General features: G+C 44.6%; 14 protein-coding genes. 12 read left to right on the top strand and 2 right to left on the bottom strand.

Annotation, left to right across the window (positions count from 1 at the left end):
- Position 1: 1 nt before the first annotated feature.
- Complete coding sequence (locus H7R39_RS02040) at positions 2-1,366, bottom strand: STAS domain-containing protein (protein ID WP_185897753.1); 1,365 nt, start codon at positions 1,364-1,366, stop codon at positions 2-4.
- Positions 1,367-1,579: 213 nt separating this feature from the next.
- Here H7R39_RS02040 and rpmB point away from each other — a divergent pair, with 213 nt between their 5' ends.
- The 6 genes from rpmB (at position 1,580) to H7R39_RS02070 (ending at position 7,627) form a co-directional block, all read left to right on the top strand.
- Positions 1,580-1,771, top strand: a complete 192-nt coding sequence (gene rpmB, locus H7R39_RS02045) for a 50S ribosomal protein L28 (protein ID WP_002945979.1) — start codon at positions 1,580-1,582, stop codon at positions 1,769-1,771.
- A gap of 27 nt (positions 1,772-1,798) precedes the next feature.
- Entirely contained in the window at positions 1,799-2,923 is a 1,125-nt protein-coding gene (locus H7R39_RS02050) for a potassium channel family protein (RefSeq protein WP_407644561.1), read from the top strand.
- A 222-nt stretch (positions 2,924-3,145) separates the two neighbouring features.
- The gene (locus H7R39_RS02055; protein ID WP_002946649.1) at positions 3,146-3,370 is read left to right on the top strand and encodes a YdcH family protein; all 225 of its coding nucleotides are present in this window, start codon (positions 3,146-3,148) and stop codon (positions 3,368-3,370) included.
- A 388-nt stretch (positions 3,371-3,758) separates the two neighbouring features.
- A complete protein-coding gene (locus H7R39_RS02060) occupies positions 3,759-5,852 on the top strand; it encodes an RNA degradosome polyphosphate kinase (RefSeq protein WP_185897755.1) in 2,094 nt (697 codons plus the stop codon).
- Positions 5,853-6,212: 360 nt separating this feature from the next.
- The gene (locus H7R39_RS02065; RefSeq protein ID WP_185897756.1) at positions 6,213-6,827 is read left to right on the top strand and encodes a LysE/ArgO family amino acid transporter; all 615 of its coding nucleotides are present in this window, start codon (positions 6,213-6,215) and stop codon (positions 6,825-6,827) included.
- A 107-nt stretch (positions 6,828-6,934) separates the two neighbouring features.
- The gene (locus H7R39_RS02070; RefSeq protein WP_185897757.1) at positions 6,935-7,627 is read left to right on the top strand and encodes a metallophosphoesterase; all 693 of its coding nucleotides are present in this window, start codon (positions 6,935-6,937) and stop codon (positions 7,625-7,627) included.
- A gap of 547 nt (positions 7,628-8,174) precedes the next feature.
- Here H7R39_RS02070 and uvrB read toward each other — a convergent pair.
- The gene (uvrB, locus tag H7R39_RS02075; protein WP_185897758.1) at positions 8,175-10,151 is read right to left on the bottom strand and encodes an excinuclease ABC subunit UvrB; all 1,977 of its coding nucleotides are present in this window, start codon (positions 10,149-10,151) and stop codon (positions 8,175-8,177) included.
- 68 nt (positions 10,152-10,219) lie between these two features.
- On the opposite strand from uvrB, the gene H7R39_RS02080 reads away from it, so the two are divergent.
- From H7R39_RS02080 to H7R39_RS02105, 6 genes are all read left to right on the top strand, one after another.
- Positions 10,220-10,453 carry a hypothetical protein gene (locus H7R39_RS02080; RefSeq protein ID WP_124850788.1) on the top strand — a complete coding sequence of 78 codons (234 nt, stop codon included), beginning with the start codon at positions 10,220-10,222 and terminating at the stop codon, positions 10,451-10,453.
- Between the two features lie 7 nt (positions 10,454-10,460).
- The gene (locus tag H7R39_RS02085; RefSeq protein WP_002953755.1) at positions 10,461-10,685 is read left to right on the top strand and encodes a hypothetical protein; all 225 of its coding nucleotides are present in this window, start codon (positions 10,461-10,463) and stop codon (positions 10,683-10,685) included.
- A gap of 131 nt (positions 10,686-10,816) precedes the next feature.
- Positions 10,817-11,233 (top strand): type IV pilin protein, encoded by a 417-nt coding sequence (locus H7R39_RS02090; RefSeq protein ID WP_185897759.1) that lies wholly within the window; start codon positions 10,817-10,819, stop codon positions 11,231-11,233.
- Between the two features lie 95 nt (positions 11,234-11,328).
- Positions 11,329-11,790: a type II secretion system protein gene (locus tag H7R39_RS11165; RefSeq protein WP_228724703.1), complete on the top strand. Its 462-nt coding sequence runs from the start codon at positions 11,329-11,331 to the stop codon at positions 11,788-11,790.
- Between the two features lie 56 nt (positions 11,791-11,846).
- Positions 11,847-12,260, top strand: coding sequence for a type II secretion system protein (locus H7R39_RS11425; RefSeq protein ID WP_185897760.1), 414 nt, complete (start codon positions 11,847-11,849; stop codon positions 12,258-12,260).
- On the top strand, positions 12,260-14,359 hold the full coding sequence (locus tag H7R39_RS02105; RefSeq protein ID WP_185897761.1) for a primosomal protein N': 2,100 nt from the start codon (positions 12,260-12,262) through the stop codon (positions 14,357-14,359). Before H7R39_RS11425 ends, H7R39_RS02105 begins: the two co-directional genes overlap by 1 nt.
- Positions 14,360-14,426 lie beyond the last annotated feature (67 nt).

Consider the following 14,426-nt stretch of genomic DNA (forward strand, 5'->3'; position numbering starts at 1 on the left):
TTTATTTACTTAGAAAAAATATCGCGTCCATACCGTCTATATCGAGTCGCACTAGGACGCCTTTGTTTTTTTTGTCTTCGTCTATGATGGTTTCAAAAACGTGCGGCAAGGTAAAATTTGCCTCTATCTTTTGGCCTTTTAGCCACGCCTCGATGCGATCAGAGATGACACTAAGTAGGTCTGCGTAGGCCTCGGTCATACTCACGCCGCTACCTTCTTGGAGTAAAATTTTGCAGATCCTATGAACGGCGTATTTTTCGATGCAGAGAATAAATTTGGCATTGATGTCGCCGTAAAACGCTACCGAACCCATGCAAAATTTCTCCTCGTCGCAGCCAAAATTTGCTATCTCCGTGGCGGTACGGGTGACGGGTAAATTTGATAAAGACGCCAGCGTATCTATGATGACTTTTAGCAAGTTAGGTAGGACGTCTACAAGCTCTTTCGTGATATTTTTGGGTCTATCCTCGGCTGTTGCGCCGCCGCCTTCTATCGTAGCGTCGTCGTTAAAAAAGTCCTCTATCGAGCGGTAAAGCAAAATCCCGCAGTCTTCCAAGTCATAAACAAGCGCTTTTGACATGCTTTCTTTTTTTAATCCGCACAGAGCTATCGTGGCTCCGTATTCGGCGCACTCCATCATAAGTTTGGCTAAAAACGATACGCCGTGGATGTTGATAGAGCTTGATTTGCTCATATCAAAAACAAAAAATTTAAAGCCAACCTTGAGCGAATTTAGAAAAACTTTATAGTCGAAATTTTCCGAGAAAGAAGAGTCGATAAAGCCGTCTATGCCGTAGATCACGACATTTTCTTTAAGCGTGATTTTGATATCTTTTTTGCTTGATTTTATGTCGGTTAGATGTACGGCGTATTCAAAATCTTTATAGGTACTCTTAAATTCGTTGATATCTTTTGCGATCACGGGCTTGTATCCGCGGCCTGAAAGCCTCAGTGCGATCTGACGTTTTTGTTCGGCGTCCGAGTTAAATACTATGATGCGTCTGTTTGCAAATTCCGGCTCAAAAGTACCCCAAAATAGGAGCGCGACGTTTGAAGTCTCAAAAAACGATACGTTTAAAACGTCCTTTGACATCCTTTTTAGCGCTTTAAATTTAAGCTCGTTGTAGTCGCAAAAGCCTATGTCGGCGTTACTTTCTTTTGCTAGCCTTGAGACGATTTCTAGGATGAGATTAAAGCCTACCTTATTGAAATAAACGGCGTTTTTTAGGGATATTAGTATATGGCGCGGCGCATTTTGGCGCAATTGTCTCATGCTTGCATCGCCAATGCTGTATTTGTCGATATCTCCGTCTAGAAAGCCAAGAGGGTAAAATATCGCAACGTTATCTTTAAATCTCAGTCTCATAAATGGGGATAAAAGCTTTCCTAAAATTTTAAATTTTGCTAAAAATCGACTAGTAAATTTTTAAAATTTAACCGCGTTTAAGTTGCGATATTTTAGCTTTTTTATCCATAAAATCAGTTTAAAAGCTAACGCTTTTGTAAAAGTAGCTTTAAGCTTTTATTTTGTTTCTTTTAGATAAAATCAGCAGAAATTTTTATTTTTAAGGAAACAAATATGTCAAGAGTATGCGCAATAACAGGCAAAGGCCCGATGGTAGGCAACAATGTTAGCCACGCGAAAAATAGAACGAAAAGAAGGTTTTTACCAAATCTAAGAACCATCCGTGTTACGCTAGAGGACGGCACTACGAGAAAGATCAAGGTAGCTGCTTCTACGCTAAGAACGATGAGAAAACAGTCACGCTAAATTTACCGCAAATTTGAGGAGTTGTCTTTGTTTAAAAAGATTTTAAAATTCCTCAACTGGTCAAGTTCCGCCAAACCTCAAATCAACCTCAATACCGAACTTTACGAACAACTTCGCCCGTTTCGCTTACCGCTCATCTTAGTCGTTTTGATGATGATGATCGGCGCTATGGGCTACGTCACGATCGACGGTTTTAGCCTGATAGACGCGATTTATCAGGCCGGTATGACTTTTACGACCGTCGGTTTTACCGAGGTCGCTCCTATTTCTCCGGCTGGCCGGATTTTTACTATCACTTTTATTTTGCTAGGCTTTGCCGTTTTTACGTTTTCTACGGGTTTGATGCTCGAAGTTTTAAAAAAAGGCGCGCTCGTAGCGATCATAAAGGAAAGACGAATGCTATACAAGATCGCAAGACTAAAAAACCACTTTGTCATCTGCTATCACAACCAATACACAATGGAATTAAGCCGCGAATTTAGGGAAAACCACATCCCATTTATTGTTATTGATCCGCGTGAGGATCTGCCGGAAATCGCGGAAAAATACAAGTATCCATACTATATCGTCTCTCAGCCGCACACGCAAACGGCGCTTTTAAAGACGCATTTTTCAAGCGCAAAAGGCATGATCACGCTAAGCCCAAACATCGCCGATAACATCGCCCTTATCGCCACCGTAAGGCTATATGAAAAAGAGATCGGGCGCAAAAAGCCGTATTTTATAATGACAAACTCCGATAACCAAGACGATACCGAGCGCCTAAAAAAGCTCGGAGCAAACAGCGTCGTGAGCCCATCAAAGCTCGTAGCTCAGCGCCTTAGCGCGATGAGCGTACGTCCGGATATGGAAAATTTGCTCGAGCAGTTTTTGTATAAGCAAGACTCGCCGATCGACATCGAGGAGATATTGGTGCCTGATTATTCGTGGGTGCGCTTTAAACGCCTAAAAGAAACTAACCTGCGAAATATAACAAACGCCGACGTCGTTGGCATCAAAGACGTAAATAACAAATTTATACCGATGCCAAAGGGCGATACGCTGATAGGCACAGGCACGAAGCTGCTAGTCATCGGCACGGGCGAGTCTATACGCCTAACTAAACGCGTCATAAAAAGCAAGCATAAGCCAGAAGAGCTAAAATACGTTTAAATTTGAGCTTTACGCGGCTAACTCGGCTTAAATTTGCATCAAGTAACCACTTCAAATTTGACGCAAAAACAATTCGTCGGCGCAATAAAATTTGATAAATTTAAGCTTGGCTTAGGCTGGGTAAAATTTGCCAAATCGCCCAGATACGGCGCGTTTTTAACCCGCTCTTAAAATAATATTCGCTAAAATTAAATTAAAATTTAATCCATCAAAGGAGCAAATATGTTTCATGAAGATAGAGAGCTTATAACTAAGCTAAAAGGCACGAATGCGAGATTTACGTCGCTTTTCGACAAACACAACGACCTAGACGAAAAGATCGCAGAGATGCAAAAAGGCAATGTCTACAACGATGCGGAAGTGGATGCTCTAAAACGCGAAAAACTCAGACTAAAAGACGAAATTTACGCCTTTTTGGCCGAGTATAAAAAAGAAAATAATCTTTAATTTAATAGCGGCGGACGATTTGTGCCGCCGTTTTTCTGCCTCAAATTCTCTCGAATTTTTATCTTTGATTAGCTGAAAATCGCACTAAATTTAATTCAAAACAAGAATGCAAAATTGCTACAAAAACACCAAATTTGACGCAAAATATAAATTTGTTTTCAAATTTACAACGTGGCTACATCGAAATCTTTTTGAGTATCCAAAAAACCGCCATCCCAATGCATAAAATCATAACCGCCCAAATATAATCCATCTTTTTTCCTTGCCTATTTTTGCCGAAGCTTAATTTGTTTTTCGTTTATTATAACACAAACTTACAGCTTTTCGGAAAGGCCGTGATTTAAGAGAAAATTTGCTAAAATTTATGAAAGTTTAAAAAGGATGGAAAATGGATGAGACAAAGAGCGTTTTTATCAACCGCGAACTTAGTTGGTTGCGCTTTAATTCGCGCGTTTTAGCCCAATGCGAAAAGGCGTTGCCGCCGCTTGAAAAGCTAAAATTTATCGCGATTTATATGACGAATTTGGATGAATTTTACATGATCCGCATCGCGGGGCTCAAGCAACTTTTTGCCGCAGGAGTCGCAGCTAGCGGTAGCGACGGCATGAGCCCGCTTGAGCAACTAAGGGAGATCAGAAAATACATCAAAGACGAACTCGCGCTCGTGGAAAAACACTATAAAGACGCGCTAAAAGAGCTCGCGCAAAACGGGCTTTTTATGAAAAATTACGACGAAATTTCGCCCGAACTTCGCGCCAAATGCGACGAGTATTTTTTCTCAAATATCCTGCCCGTCATCGTGCCTATCGCGGTTGATGCCACGCATCCGTATCCTCATCTAAACAACCTTAGCTTTAGCCTGGCCGTTAAGCTTGCCGACGCGGATAGCCCAGAGATCATAAAATTTGGCATGATACGTATTTCGCGCGTTTTGCCGAGATTCTATCAAGCGGCCGACAACGTCTATGTGCCGATAGAAACGATCGTGCATCGCCACGCTGAGGAGATTTTCCCGGGTTACAAGCTACTTAGCTCGGCGGCGTTTAGGGTTACGCGAAACGCCGATATCGTGATCGAGGAAGAAGAAGCCGATGATTTCATGATGATCCTCGAACAGGGGCTTAAATTGCGCCGCAAGGGCGCCTTTGTCCGCATGCAGATACAAAAGGACGCCGACGCCGAGATAGTCGAGTTTCTAAACTCGCATATGAAGATTTTTTATAAGGATATCTATGAGTACACCGTACCGCTGACGCTAAATTCGCTCTGGCAAATCGTGGGAAATAAAGAATTCTCGCACCTTTGCCTGCCGCCGTACGCGCCAAAGACATTGCCGCCTTTTAGCAGCCACCTCTCGATGTTTGACGTCATTGATAAAGAAGACGTGCTAGTCGTGCATCCCTACGAGAGCTTTGATCCCGTCGTGCAGTTTATCAGGGAGGCGAGCAAGGATCCGCGCGTGATCTCGATCCGTATGACGCTCTACCGCGTCGATAAAAACTCGCCTATCATTCAAGCTCTCATCGACGCTGCAAACGACGGCAAGCAAGTAACCGTGATGGTCGAGCTAAAGGCGAGGTTTGATGAGGAGAACAACCTACACTGGGCAAAGGCTCTAGAGGACGCCGGCGCGCATGTGATATACGGCATCACGGGCTTTAAGGTGCACGCAAAAGTTAGCCAAGTTATCCGCCAAGAGGGCGGTAAGCTCAAATTTTACATGCATCTATCCACCGGCAACTACAACGGCGGCTCGGCTAAAATTTACACCGACGTGAGCTATTTTACGAGCAGGGCGGAGTTTGCCAGCGATACGACGACGTTTTTTCATATACTTTCGGGTTTTTCTAAAAACCGCCGCTTGCAGACGCTTTCTATGTCGCCGATGCAGATAAAAGAGCGCGTGCTGGAGATGATAAAGACCGAGACCGCGCACGGAGAGCAGGGCAGAATCGTGGCAAAGATGAACGCGCTAGTAGATAGCGATATCGTGGATGCGCTGGTAAAGGCAAGTAGCGCTGGCGTAAAGATCGATCTCATCGTGCGTGGCATCTGCTGTGTGCGCCCGGGTGTGAAGGGCCTCAGCGAAAATATCCGCGTGAGATCGCTCATCGGCAAATACCTTGAGCATGCGAGGATATTTTATTTCAGGCACGCCGAGCCTCAAATTTACATCGCTTCCGCCGACTGGATGCCGCGAAATCTAGAGCGCCGCCTAGAGCTCATGACGCCGATCATAGATAAAAATTTGCAAGAGCGCTTGCTTGAGTTTTTGCGCTTGCAGCTTAGCGATAACGAGCTGGCGTTTGAGCTGCAAAACAGCGGCGAATACACAAAAGTAAGGCCAAAAGAGGGCGACGCGCGCATAAACTCGCAAGAGGTGCTCGAGGAGTACGTGAGCGGGATATACAAGGCGACGAAAAAGGATAGCGATAAGGGGAAGAGCGAGCAGATGGTGGCGAAACTTTTGAAAGAAAGTTAAGCGGCTTTTGGGAAGGCTCGTCTCGCGAGCGCTTTTCCGAGATTTTGCAAAATTTCGCTCCGCAGGCTATATGCCTAGCGCACGCTCAATTTTGCTTCTTCTGCTTGCAGCTGCGAGCTTGTGAAGCAGAAAACTCGAAAAATCATCTCGCGATACTTCACCTTATTATTCTCTATTCAAATTTAAAGTCAAATTTTTAGATTTCGGCTTCAAATTTTACATGCCCAAACCCGCATCTTGAAACTTCTAAATTCGGCGAGCAAATTTGCAAAAATCTACGCGTGCGGCAATTTTACTTTGCCGAGCTTTTGGTTATATGCGTTTTGATCAAAATTTAAAAAACAAAATATAAGTGATAAAATGATTTCTTTTAATGCCTTTTTCTCTGGATTTTCGCTCGGGCTCTCGCTGATTTTACCCATTGGAGCTCAAAATGCCTTCGTGCTAAAACAAGGCATCAAAAAACAGCATGTTTTTCTTGTTTGCATTATCTGCGCGCTTAGCGACGCTGCACTGATTTTTGCAGGAGTGTCGGGTTTTGGCTACGTGGTTGAGCGCTACCCTATCATCAAAACGGCCGCGCTTTGGGGAGGATTCGTATTTTTGAGTATTTACGGAGTTCGTAGCCTTTATAGCGCGTTTAGCGCCTCGCATGCGCTAACGGCAGGCGGCGAGGAGGCGCACAGTGCGGTTATTAAAACGGCGCTTCTTACGCTAGCTTTTACGTGGCTAAACCCGCACGTATATCTTGATACGGTCGTACTTTTGGGCTCGGTTTCTACGAAATTTAGCGAGCGCGCGGGACTCTTTGGCGCGGGCGCGATGTGCGCGTCGTTTGCGTTTTTCTTTTCGCTCGGATACGGAGCGAGATTTTTAGCGCCGCTGTTCCAAAAGCCGGCCGCGTGGAAAATTTTGGAGTTTTTCGTCGGCGTAACGATGATAACGCTTGGCGTGATGTTAGTAGTCGGCGAGTGAGAGCGTTTAAATTTGACGACTAAATTTATGTAGTTTTGGTATGCTGTTTTTATGTCTCGTTGGCTAAACTTTGCTAAAATTTAAGTAAATTTACAAGAAAAGAAAAAATGAACAACCAAATTTATCTCATCGGCGACGTTCACGGCTGCTATAAAACCCTTTGCGCCTTGATAGATCGCTTGCCGCGTGGTACTGATTCTAAAATTTGCTTCGTGGGCGATCTGATAGACCGCGGCGAGGGGAGTTTTGAGGTCGTACAGCTAGCGATTCAGCGCGGCTACGCGGCCGTGATGGGCAATCACGAATACCGCCTTTTGCAACACAAGGACGCATTTTTACGCGGCGAGACGCCTAGCGATCCGCGCTGGTTTTACCTAAACGGCGGCGCGCAGACTTTCGCCTCCTACGCCAAAGCTAGCCGCGCACAAAAGCTCGCGCATTTAAAGTTTTTGTCGAATTTGCCGCTTTATTTGGAGCTTGCCGAGTTTAAAAACGCTCAGGGCAGGCGGCTTGTCGCGTCGCATTCGGCGATTGGGCGGATGTGGGCGCTACGCAACTCGCACGGCGATAGCGCGGCGGAGTTTAGGTGGCATGTGCTTTGCGGCAGAGATGATTTTAGCCAAAACGAAGGCGTTTTTAACGTCTACGGCCATACGCCGATCGCGAGCCCCGATATCACGAAATTTAGCGCAAATATCGACACGGGCTGCGTTTATAAGCATGATTTCGGCCGTCTTTGTGCGCTCGAGTTTCCGAGCATGCGGGTTTTTATACAGGAAAATGTCGAGGACGGAGAGTAAAATCCGAAATTTGAGGCTAAATTTGACTAAAATTTGAAATTTTATCCGCCGAGACCCGAATCTTTAAAACGTTAAATTTGAGTTGGTTAAATTTGGCGTTAAAAATTAGATTTTTTGCATAAATCAATGTTTCTTGTTAAGGGGGAAGGGGCTTGAATTACGCTCTGCTTTGCAGTTGCGAAGCGTAGCTGAAGCAAAAGAGTTCCCTTCCCCTTAACAATCCCCTATCCCCGACGATGTGAGAGGTTGCTGCGCTACGCGCAGGTTTTATCTGGCGCTGTCGCGCCGCACGTTTTTAAATTTCACTACAAATTTATTGAGCCAAATTTAGTGCCGTAAAGACTCGGGTCTCGGTGAGTAAAATTTGAAGCCAAATTTACAAATTTAGCCAAATTGGACCCCAAATTTGAACGCAAAACGATAAGGCGGAAGTATTTTGCGATAGATTTAAAATGTTGTGTAGATAAAATTTTGCGTAGGCTGGACAGGTAGTCCGCCGAGCAAAATTTTAGCAAACTCATTTAAAGATACGCAAAAGACAACGCCTTCATAGTTTACGTATTTTGGCGATTTCGTCGCGTAGCGCCGCCGCCTTCTCAAACTCCAGTTGCTCCGCCGCATCCAGCATCTGTTTTCTTAGCTCTTTGATTATGCTCGCTCGCTCGGCGGCAGGCATTTTTTCTAGATTTGCGCCTTTTCTCAAGATCTCCGTGCCGTCCTCGACGTGCAAGCTCTCCTCGATGTTTCGGCTAGCCGAGCGCGGTGTGATGCCGTGAGCGCGGTTGTATTCGTCCTGCATCTTTCGGCGAGCTAGCGTCGTATCCATCGCTTCTTGCATGGATTTGGTGATCTTTTTGGCAAACATCAGCACTCGGCCGTTTACGTTTCTAGCCGCGCGCCCCATCGTTTGGATCAGGCTCGTCGTCGAGCGCAAAAAGCCCTCCTTATCGGCGTCCATGATAGCTATGAGGCTAACCTCGGGCAGGTCAAGCCCCTCTCTGAGCAAATTTATGCCGATGAGCATATCAAACTCGCCCCCGCGCAACCCGCGGATGATCTCGTTTCGCTCGACGGCGTCGATGTCTGAGTGCATGTATTTGACCTTGATGCTAAGCTCGGTGTAGTAGCGGCTGAGCTCCTCGGCCATCTTTTTGGTGAGCACGGTGACTAGCACGCGTTCGTTTCTCTCGATGGTTTTTTTCGCCTCGTCGAATAAAATCTCCACCTGATTTTCGCTGTCTTTTATCTCGATCTGTGGATCAAGTAGTCCCGTCGGACGTAAAATTTGCTCGTAAACGTGACCGCGGCTCAAATTTATCTCGTATTCGTTCGGAGTCGCCGATACGAAAAGAAATTTAGCGCGTTTGTTTATAAACTCGTCAAATTTAAGCGGACGATTGTCAAGCGCAGATGGGAGGCGAAATCCGTACTCAACCAGCACCTCTTTGCGGCTGCGGTCTCCTGCGTACATACCGCGAAACTGCGGCAGGCTCACGTGGCTTTCATCCACGATGACTAGGTAGTCCTTGCCGCCTAGCTCGAAATAATCAAACATCGAGTAGGGCGTCTCTCCGGCCTTTTGCCCGGTTAGGTGGCGCGCGTAGTTTTCGATGCCCTTGCACATGCCCGTGCTACTCATCATCTCTAGATCAAATTCCACTCGTTGTTTTAGGCGCTGCGCCTCGACGAGCTTGCTTTGCTCGTTAAATTCCTTTAGCCGCTCGGCTAGTTCCTCCTCGATCTGCTTGATGGCGATTTTTAGGCGGTTTTCGCCCACGATAAACTGGCTGGTCGGGTAGAGGATAAATTTTTTCAGGTCGTGTCTTTTTTTGTTTTCCAGCACGTCCAGGCTATACATCGTCTCGATCTCGTCGCCGAAAAACTCGATCCTAAATGCCTCGTCGTTAAAATACGCGGGATATACGTCCACCACGTCGCCGTTTACGCGAAAGTCGCCACGGTCGAAATAAACGTCGTTTCGCTTGTAGCCCATATCGACGAGCTTTTGCAGTAGCGCGCGCTGGTTGATTTTATCGCCGACGTTTAGGTATGCGACCATGCCTTGGTATTCGCTAGGATTACCTAGGCCGTAGTTGGCCGACACCGACGCCACGCACACGACGTCGTCAAAGCTAAGCAAGCTCGCCGTCGCAGATAGGCGCAGACGCTCGAGTTCTTCGTTTACGGAGCTGTCCTTTTCGATGAAAAGGTCTTGACGCGGGATGTAGGCTTCAGGCTGATAGTAGTCGTAGTAGCTGATAAAATATTCCACGTGATTTTTAGGGAAAAAGCCCTTAAATTCGCTATAAAGCTGCGCGGCGAGGGATTTGTTGTGCGTCATTATTAGGGTTGGCATATTTAGCTCGCGTATAACGTTTGCCATCGTAAAGGTCTTGCCCGAGCCCGTGACGCCTAAAAGCGTTTGGTATTTGTTGCCAGACCTTACGGAGGCTACGATGTTAGCGACTGCGCGGGCCTGATCCTCGCTTGGGCTAAATTTGGACGAAATTTCAAAATTTTTCATTTTTTACCTTAAAAATCAGCTTTTTTTGTTACAATTACGTAAAATTATACCAAAACTAAGGAAAAATGATGTTTGACGACGATAAAGTGCTAAATACCCTAACCGATAGAGTAAACGACCTGCTAGCTAGATATAATGAAGTTTGCGAAGAAAACGAATCTCTACGCAACGAGCTAGTAAGCGTCAAAGCACAAAACGAAGCCAAAAGTAACCAAATCGCACGCCTCGAAGAAGATCTAAGAGCCAAAAATACCGAGAGCGACGACGTTATCCGCAAGATCGAAGCGGTACTGGGAAAATAAATAAGCTATGAGAAAAATAACGGTCAAAATCGCCTCTACTTCTTATACAATCAGTCTCGAAGACGAATTTGCGCAAAGCTTTGAACGCGAGTGGGATACATTTACGGACGGTAAAAGATATCTTGACGTAAAAGAACTACTTAGTGCCTTTGTGCAAAAATGCTATGAAAACTACCAACAAGAGCGCGAACTGCGCTCACTGGCTCAAAAACTCAGCAAAGAGATCGGCTAAAATTTGCACCTTCGTTTCGTTTTTACACGCTCCTTATAAATTTATTGCTATTTTATTTTTTTTTAAGTTAAAAGTCGTATAATTCCGTTTAACTACATAAGTGTATGTAGAATTTATACAAGGAGTCTCATATGAGAAAAGGTTTTACAATGATTGAGTTGATCTTCGTGATCGTTATTTTAGGTATTTTGGCTGCTGTTGCTATCCCAAGACTTAGTGCAACGAGAGATGATGCAGAGATTTCAAAAGCTGCTACAAACTACTCTACGCTTATTTCTGATCTTACCGCGTATTATACTTCTCAAGGCAACTTTTCAACCAACTGGGCGGATATGACGCAAACAACAACAGATGGAACAGTAAAGCTTATTGGCGAAACTTGCGTTACAGTTGAGTATAATGATACTGCTGGAACTATTACTGCTACACCTACTGCTACAGGTAAATGTGCAAAACTATTTGAGATACCTGCTATGAAAAATGTTTTTGGTAATACTCCGGCTGCAAAAACTTATCAAGTTGGCGGAAGAAGCGTAAAATTTAACTAATCTTTTAGTTTTATATTTTACTTAAGAAATAAAGCCCAAGTCCGCTTTTGGTGGATGCGGGCTTTTTTAAATTCTGCTCAAATAAAGGAAATAAGTTGAAACGTGCATTTACTATGGTTGAGCTTATTTTTGTGATTATTATTTTGGGTATTTTAGCTGCTATGGCTATTCCAAGACTAGCTGCTACTAGAGATGATGCTGAGATTGCAAGAGGGGCATCAGATCTTGCGGTTCTTGTTATGGATTTATCAATGTACTATACAAGCATGGGAGAGTTTAAGTCCGATGCGAAGTGGAAAGATATTACTAATGTAAAGCTATTGCTGGATAATACTGGTTCTGTGATTAACGATACTACTCTTTTAAATACCGATGTTTTTTTGAGCGTAAAAGATAAGGGCTGTTCAAAAATATCGGTATCTGATGGTAGTGTTGCTATCTCGGATATCGGAATTAGCAGTGATGTTATATGTGTAGCTTTTAATGGGGTTGAGTCTGTAAAAAAGCTTAACAAAACACATGCATTTGGTGGCTCAAAGGTTAAATTTAATCCTTAGTTGGATCGGCTATAAGTTTATATATGCTAAAATAATTAAAAATTAAAGGAATGATAATGAGGCGCGGGTTTACGATGCTTGAATTGGTTTTTGTCATAGTGGTTTTAGGTATCTTGGCTAGTATTGCAGTGCCGAGACTTTTTACCACAAGGGATGACGCAATAATTGCAAAAGGAAGGGCTGATATAGCGTCTATAAGAAGTGCTGTAGTTAATGTATACAATACAAATATGTTAGCTGGTAATTTTACATATCCTGCGCTTGAGAGAGCGGGCAGTACTACTGGACTTCTGTTTGAAAACGTCTTGCAAAATGGTATTAAAACTGATGAAAAAAGCGGATGGACCAAAGATGGAGACGGTTATAAATTTGCACTTCAAGGAAAATCCACTAAATTTACCTATGATGTGGCAAACGGCACTTTTTCGTGCCCTAGAACCGATAGCCTTTGTAGCGCCTTAACGGAGTAATGCTCTACTACCAAATTTTACCTAGCGGCTTAAATCTTAAGCCGCTTACCTATAATTCAAATTTTAAAATCCCAAATTTTACACAAGTCTTAATCAATATAAAAAATAAAAAAACTATCGGCTACGTCTTGCAAGGAGTGGCAGAGCCAAATTTTAAAACGCTTGAGATTTTAGAAATTTTGCCCACTGCGCTTACGCCTATACAAATCTCGCTTTTAAAATTTATCTCGCACTATTACGTCGTAAATTTATCTATTGCGGCCGGACTTTTTACTCCGCTAGAGGCCGATATATCTTGCTTGCAGAATTTAATGCAAGCGCAAATTTTGAGCGATAAAAACGAGACAAACGGTAACTTAGATGTCAAATTTGACGATAGTAAAGAGTTAAATTTGACTATGGAATTTGACAAAATATCGCTGCCAAATTTACTCCAAAATTTAAATAATAATAGCTTTCAAGAAAATTTGAAATTAAATGAAAATGTTGCTGCCAAATTAAATTTTAATAATCCCGCACAGTCGCCAAAAATAAGCACTGACCAATCAGCTACGACGGAGTTTTTCCCTAAAATCCCAAACTTAAATCAAGATCAACAAGAGGCGCTAAATTTTGCTAAAAGCCATAAAACGAGTTTGATTTTTGGCGATACGGGAAGCGGTAAAAGCGAGATTTATTTTTCTCTTATCCGCGAATATCTACTCGCGGGCAAGCAGGTTTTGCTTTTGATGCCGGAAATCTCGCTCACACCGCAGATGACAAAGCGACTAAAAAGCTATTTTGGCGAGAAATTTGGCGTCTGGCACTCCAAAATAACGCCGAAAAAGCGCAGCGAAATCCTGCAAAAATTTCAGAGCCGTGAGATAAATTTGATCGCAGGCGCGCGTTCGGCGCTATTTTTGCCGTTTACCAAGCTTGGGCTTATTATCGTCGACGAGGAGCACGACGACAGCTATAAATCCGCGCAAAATCCGCACTATAACGCCCGCGACCTCGCGCTATTTTTGGCGAGCAAATTTGACGTCAAAGTTGTGCTTGGCTCAGCTACTCCGAGCGTCGTGAGCTTCAAAAAGCAGCCTCACTTTAGGCTAAGGGGTACGTTTTTTAAAAGTGAGAAAAAGTTTATCTACGACGAGAGCGAGACGGGGCTTGGAGAGGTGATCCTAGGTGAGCTTGCGGCGAGTTTTGCGGGCGGCAAACAGGCGGTCGTCTTTTTGCCGACGCGTGCAAATTTCCGCTATCTTTCATGCCGCGAGTGCGGTAGCACGATAAAGTGCCCGTTTTGCAGCGTCGGAATGAGCTTTTATAAGAAGCGAAACGTTCTAAAGTGCCAGTACTGCGGCTTTACGACGGCTGCGACGTGCTCGTGTGATAAGTGCGGCAGTGAGATGATTGAGGCAAAAAAAATCGGCACCGACGAGCTGACGGAGGCCCTGCGCTCGGCGTTTCCAGCGGCTAGGATCGAGAAATTCGACCGTGACGAGATCACGACGCAAAACAAGCTCGAAAAGACGCTAAAAGCCTTTAACGCGGGCGAGATAGACGCGCTTGTCGGCACGCAGATGCTGAGCAAGGGGCACGACTACCACAATGTGGATCTCGCCGTCATCATGGGCATCGATGAGCTGCTAAATTTTCCTGATTTTCGCGCTCGCGAGCGGACGTTGGCGCTGGCGATGCAGGTGGCGGGCAGGGCAGGGCGCTCGGGCGAGGGGCGCGTGGTCGTGCAGAGTAGGCAGCGGGAGTTTTTTGAAAATTTTATCGCGGATTACGACGCGTTTTTGGCTGAGGAGATTCTTGCTAGAGAGCCGATATATCCGCCGTTTGCTAGGCTTTTGCGGGTTGTCGTTTCTGAAAAAAGCGAGCAGGTGGCAAAACAAAGGCTTGAAATTTGCGTAGCCGAGCTTGAAAATTTGCGCGTGGCCGAATCTTCGCTAGATATCGTAGGACACGGCAAGTGCGCGATCGAAATCCTAGGCGGAAAATACCGTTTTGAGATTTTGCTGCGCTGTGCCTCGCACGCTCCGCTTATAAAAGCCGCTCGCATCTGCGCCGCGCACGGCTTTGACGTCGATATGGATCCGATAAATTTCTCGTAAATTTTGCTTTTGTCTGATTTTTTATAGCGGCTTAGATACGTTGCTGTAAATATCTTGCAAAGTTCAC

The organism is Campylobacter massiliensis, assembly GCF_014253065.1.
Taxonomy (GTDB): domain Bacteria; phylum Campylobacterota; class Campylobacteria; order Campylobacterales; family Campylobacteraceae; genus Campylobacter_A; species Campylobacter_A massiliensis.